6 protein-coding genes are annotated in these 4,948 nt (G+C 71.3%); 3 read left to right on the forward strand and 3 right to left on the reverse strand.

Features of this window, described 5'->3' with window-relative positions:
• Positions 1-117: 117 nt before the first annotated feature.
• Positions 118-426 carry a DUF2470 domain-containing protein gene (locus IFT89_RS19615; RefSeq protein ID WP_307783558.1) on the reverse strand — a complete coding sequence of 103 codons (309 nt, stop codon included), beginning with the start codon at positions 424-426 and terminating at the stop codon, positions 118-120.
• A 146-nt stretch (positions 427-572) separates the two neighbouring features.
• Between IFT89_RS19615 and IFT89_RS19620 the strand changes: the two genes are divergently transcribed.
• Both IFT89_RS19620 and IFT89_RS19625 read left to right on the forward strand, forming a co-directional pair.
• Positions 573-1,871, forward strand: a complete 1,299-nt coding sequence (locus IFT89_RS19620) for a serine hydrolase domain-containing protein (RefSeq protein WP_202939816.1) — start codon at positions 573-575, stop codon at positions 1,869-1,871.
• Positions 1,872-1,974: 103 nt separating this feature from the next.
• Positions 1,975-2,523: a DinB family protein gene (locus tag IFT89_RS19625; protein WP_202939817.1), complete on the forward strand. Its 549-nt coding sequence runs from the start codon at positions 1,975-1,977 to the stop codon at positions 2,521-2,523.
• A gap of 29 nt (positions 2,524-2,552) precedes the next feature.
• Here the strand turns inward: IFT89_RS19625 and IFT89_RS19630 are convergent, their stop codons facing one another.
• Positions 2,553-3,116, reverse strand: coding sequence for a CGNR zinc finger domain-containing protein (locus IFT89_RS19630; protein WP_194605462.1), 564 nt, complete (start codon positions 3,114-3,116; stop codon positions 2,553-2,555).
• Between the two features lie 90 nt (positions 3,117-3,206).
• Between IFT89_RS19630 and IFT89_RS19635 the strand changes: the two genes are divergently transcribed.
• Positions 3,207-4,142, forward strand: coding sequence for an EamA family transporter (locus IFT89_RS19635; RefSeq protein WP_079707429.1), 936 nt, complete (start codon positions 3,207-3,209; stop codon positions 4,140-4,142).
• A gap of 5 nt (positions 4,143-4,147) precedes the next feature.
• On the opposite strand, the gene IFT89_RS19640 is transcribed toward IFT89_RS19635, so the two are convergent.
• A partial coding sequence (locus IFT89_RS19640; RefSeq protein ID WP_202939818.1) for an FAD-dependent oxidoreductase occupies positions 4,148-4,948 on the reverse strand: 801 nt, incomplete at its 5' end.

Consider the following 4,948-nt stretch of genomic DNA (forward strand, 5'->3'; position numbering starts at 1 on the left):
CCTGGTGCTCGTGACGCTGCGCGTCGGCCGGTCCCGCCCGGCCGGGACTCGCGGCTGACCGCCCGAGCAGGGGCGCGGCCCGTCTCCTGACCGCCGCGACCGTCCGGCCGTCGTCGCTCAGTCGTGCGGGCGTGGCTCCACGCCCAGACGGGCGCACGCGGCGTCGTAGAGGGCGACGACCTCGCGTCGGATCTCGCCGCGCTCGGTGATGGTGCCGGCGGGCCAGGGCACCCGCCCACCCGCGGCGGTGCCGTCGACCGTCCAGGTCCACTCGCCACCCGTCCCGTCCAGCGCGATCATGGTGGCGGCCTCGGCCTTGGGCTCCAGGAAGGCTCGCACGATGAGCAGGTTGTCGTCGGGGTGGTCGCCGTTCATGTGCGCCAGGACGGCGTCGACGGTGGTCTGCGGGAAGGCGTTCGAGGTCACCTCTCCAGAGAACACCATCGGCGCGCCCGGCACCAGGCCCGCCGCCCGAGTGACCGGCACGCGGCGTGCGACCGCAGCTCTCAGCCGCGCCCGGTTACAATCGGGAACAGTCTGCAGCTCCGCAGACCGCTCATCAGGGGGATGACTTGACTGCAACAGCTCCGAGGCGCCGGCGTCTCGCCGCACTCCTTACCGCGGCGACCCTCGCGACGGTGCTCGTCGGCTGCTCGGGCCCCTCGGTGTCCGACACCGACTTCCCCGACCAGGTCAGCGGCACGCTCGCAGGCGACACGACCGACGCCATCACGGCGGCGGTCGAGGCCGCCGTCACCCAGTCCGGATCCTCGGGCGCCATCGTCGGCGTCTGGGCGCCGTGGGCCGGGAGTTACACGGCCGGCGTCGGCACGACCGAGCCTGGTGGCAAGACCAAGATGGATCCGTCCATGGTCTACCGCATCGGCGACACCACGCGCCCGATGACCTGCACCGTGCTCCTCGAACTCGTCGACGAGGGCAAGATCAAGCTCACCGACCAGGTCCACAAGACCCTCCCGCAGGTTCAGGGCATTGAGGGCATCACCTACCAGCAGCTGTGCCAGGGCACGTCGGGGCTCGGCACCTACACGCCAGCGTTGAACGCCCAGTTCGTCACCAACCCGACCCGCAACTGGTCGATGGCCGAGATCCTCGCGAACGGCCTCGCGAGCGGTACCCGGACGGCTCCGGGGGCGCTCTTCGGCTCGAGCGACACCGGGTACATCCTGCTCGGCATGGCGCTCGAGGAGCTGACCGGTCAGTCCTGGCAGTCCCTGTACGACCACTACGTGTTCTCGCCGCTCGGCATGTCGAAGTCCAGCTTCCCCGACGCTTCCACCGTCGAGCTTCCGGGGTCGCACCCCAAGGGGTACCTGACGCCGCGGGTCGCGGACGGCACCTACCAGTGCGACGCACCGACGGACGAGACCGAGCTGTCGACCTCGATGGTGTGGACCGCCGGTGGCGTCGTCTCCTCGGTCGACGATCTGCGGAAGTTCACCCAGTCCTTCGCGTCCGGCTCGCTGCTGAACGACAGCACGTACAAGAAGCAGTGGAAGGACCCTGTCTCGCTGGGTGAGGCTGAGCCGACCTGGAAGAGCTTCGGCGTGGGTGGGTTGCAGATCGGTCCCCTCCGGGGGCAGGCCGGCGCGATCCCCGGCTCGCTCTCGGCGGCCTTCTCCGACCCGACCTCCGGCCTGACGGTCGTCGTCATGCTCAACAATTCGACGCTCGGTGCGGGCTTCGCGCAGACGCTCGCGATGCAGCTCGCGTCGATCGGTGCGAAGGCGGCACCGGCGAGCGGGCAGAAGGCGCCCGAGATCGCACTCCCGTGGTCCGAGCAGCAGATGGCGGAGCAGCTCGCCGCCTCGGCGATGGTCTGCGCCCCGCCGGTCGCCCCCGCCGGGTAACGGAGGCATCGGCACGGCGCCGCCAGCGGACGGTGGCGGCGGATCGCGGCACGATGACGCTTTTGCGAGGGCGCTGGGCCATGCCGCTTCCTAGAGTGAACCCATGACGACGAACACCCCCGACGACGACACCATCGTCCCGGACACGAAGAACTGGACCTGGGTCCTCGAGCGCGCCTGTCCCGAGTGCGGGATGGACACGTCGCGGTTCGGGTTCCGGGAACTCCCCGGGTTGATCCTGGCGAACGCCGCCGCGTGGCCGGCGGTGCTGGAGCGCGCCGATGTCCGGGAGCGGCCCGACCCGCAGACCTGGTCGCCGCTCGAGTACGCGGCCCATGTGCGTGACGTGTTCCGCATCTTCGACGTCCGGCTGCGGCTCGTCCTCGACGAGGACGATCCCGCGTTCGAGAACTGGGACCAGGATGCGACGGCTCTCGAGGAGCGCTACGGCGAGCAGGACCCGAAGCGGGTGTCGGCGGAGCTGGTGGAGGCCGCGACGGTGCTCGCCGCAGCGTTTGAGCGGGTGCCGGACGAGGCGCTCACGCGGACGGGTCGACGGAGCGACGGCGCGCGCTTCACGACCGAGACCCTCGGCCGCTACTTCATCCACGACCCGGTGCACCATCTCTGGGATGTGACGAGATCGCAGTAATGGTCGTCATCCGGGTCTGGTGACGCCCACTACTGCGCTCTCGCGCGGAACGCGATCGTGTTGACGCGGTTGCTGCAGCGGACGGAGCAGTAGCGTTTCGAACCGTTGCGGGACAGGTCGACGAGCAGGCCGTCGCAGTCGTCGGCGGCGCAGAGCCGCAGGCGGTCCCAGGCGTCGGACCGGACGACGTCGACGAGTGCCATGGCGATCTCGGTCTGGACGCGATCGACGAGCGGCGCGTCGAACTCGGTGGCGTGGAGGTGCCAGTCGAAGCCGTCGTGGCGGCGCAGTTGGGGGAGTGCGGCGGACTCCCGGAGCATCGTGTTGATCTCGGCGACGGCGCGGTCGCGGGTGTCCGGGGCGTCCGCGTCGGAGGCCCAGAGCGCGTGGATCCGCTCGCGCAGCTGGGCCACCGCGGCCCGCTCGGGCTCGTCGCCGTCGACCCGACCCGAGTACCGACTGACTCGGAGGAGCTCCACGAGTTGCGGCGGTGTCGCGAGTTCGTCGCCGCCGCTCCGGGACGCCGATGCGCGGGTGTTCACGAGCAGCGCGGCGAAGAGCAGCGCATCCTCGGTGTCAGGGGCAAAATGCAAGTTGACTCCTTACTCTCTCCGAGAGTAGCTTCATCTCAGCCGGGCGTCCACCTCTTCCGCCGGCCCCACTCGCGGCAGCTGGAGACCCCCATGAAGCACACGTCCTCGACCACGGTCGGTCTGCTCGTCGCGGTGCTCGCCGCGGTCGCGTTCGGCACCTCCGGCGCGTTCATCAAACCGGTGCTCGCGTCGGGGTGGAGCCCCGCTGCGGCGGTCACCGTCCGCGCCCTGATCGGTGGCCTGGTGCTCGCCCCGTTCGCCCTCATCGCACTCCGCGGTCGCTGGGACGCGGTCTGGCGTGGCCGCTGGCGACTCCTCGGCATGGGCCTCATCGGGGTGGCGGCGACGCAGCTCGTCTACTTCGCGGCGCTGCAGACCATCGCCGTCGGTACCGCGATCCTCGTCGAGTACATGGCGCCGCTGCTGCTCGTCGCCGTCGCTTGGGTGCTGACCAGACGTCGTCCCGCGACGGTCGTCCTCGTCGGCTCCGTCGTGTCGCTCGTCGGGCTCGTACTCGTCGTCGCTCCGAGCGGTGGTTCGACGCTCGACCCGGTCGGCCTGCTGTTCGCCATCCTCGCGATGGTGGGCTGCGCCGCGTACTACGTCATCTCGGCTCGGCCGGCGAAGGGGCTGCCTCCGGTGGCGTTCGCCGCCATCGGTCTGCTCATCGGGGCGCTCAGTCTCTGGCTCGCGGGGCTCGTCGGCGTGCCTTTCACGACCTCCGACGCCGACGTCACGGTGCTCGGCACCGACGTCGTGTGGTGGGTGCCGCTCCTGTTCGTCGGGGTGGTGTCGACGGCGGTCGCCTATGCGGCGAGCATCACCGCGAGTCAGATGCTCGGTTCCCGGCTCGCCTCCTTCGCGGGCCTCCTCGAGGTGGTCGCGGCGACCGGGTTCGCCTGGATCCTCCTGGGGGAGCAGCTGTCGCTCGCGCAGCTCCTCGGCGGGGTGTGCATCCTCCTCGGGATCGGCTTCGTGCGCTCCGAGCGGGCTCCCGCCGTGCCGATCCCCGTCGCGGTGCAGTGACGGGGTCAGTGCTGAGGAACCGGGACGGCGGCGTCGAGGTCGGCGAGGATCGCCAGGACCGCCGCCCGCCCGGCCCGGTTCGCGCCGACCGTCGACGCTGAGGGGCCGTACCCGATGAGGTGCACCCGCGGCTCGTCGGCTGCCCTGGTGCCGTCGATCCGGATGCCGCCCCCGGGGAGCCGGATGCCGAGCGGGGCGAGGTGGTCGAGCGCCGCTCGGAACCCGGTCGCCCAGAGGATGGCGTCGACAGGGAGGAAGGAGTCGTCGGCGAGGACGACGCCGTGCTCCTCGATGCGGCGGAACATCGGCTGACGCACCAGGACACCGCGCGCCTCGGCCGCCCGCGCCCACGGCGTCCAGTGCATCCCCGTCACGGAGATCACGCTGCCCGGCGGGAGGCCCTGGCGCACGCGTTCCTCGACGCCCTTGATCGCCTCCACCCGGGCGGCGGTGTCGAAGTCGTCCTCCACCCACTCCGGTTCGCGTCGCGTCATCCACACCGTCTCCGCCACCCGCGAGATCTCCTCGAGCAGCTGGATGGCCGAGATGCCGGCACCGACGACGACGACGCGTTGGCCGCGGAACTCGTCAGCGGAGACGTAGTCGGCAACGTGCAGCTGGCGTCCGGCGAAGCGCTCCCGCCCCGGGTACGCGGGCCAGAACGGTTTCGTCCAGGTGCCCGTCGCGTTCACGACCGCCCGCGCCCGGAACACGGCGGCGGGGGAGTCGGCGCCCGGGGAGCCGGTGCCCGCCGCGGTCTCGACGAGGAGCCGACCGCGCGGGTCGTCGTCCTCGCGGCGGACGGC

Origin of the sequence: Plantibacter sp. CFBP 13570, from assembly GCF_014841395.1 — a bacterium.
GTDB classification, from domain to species: Bacteria; Actinomycetota; Actinomycetes; order Actinomycetales; family Microbacteriaceae; genus Plantibacter; species Plantibacter auratus.

Excerpts from the sequence above, each read along its gene's own strand:
- IFT89_RS19625 (WP_202939817.1), top strand. The coding sequence starts at position 1,975 with ATGACGACGAACACCCCCGACGACGACACCATCGTCCCGGACACGAAG.
- IFT89_RS19635 (WP_079707429.1), top strand. The coding sequence starts at position 3,207 with ATGAAGCACACGTCCTCGACCACGGTCGGTCTGCTCGTCGCGGTGCTC.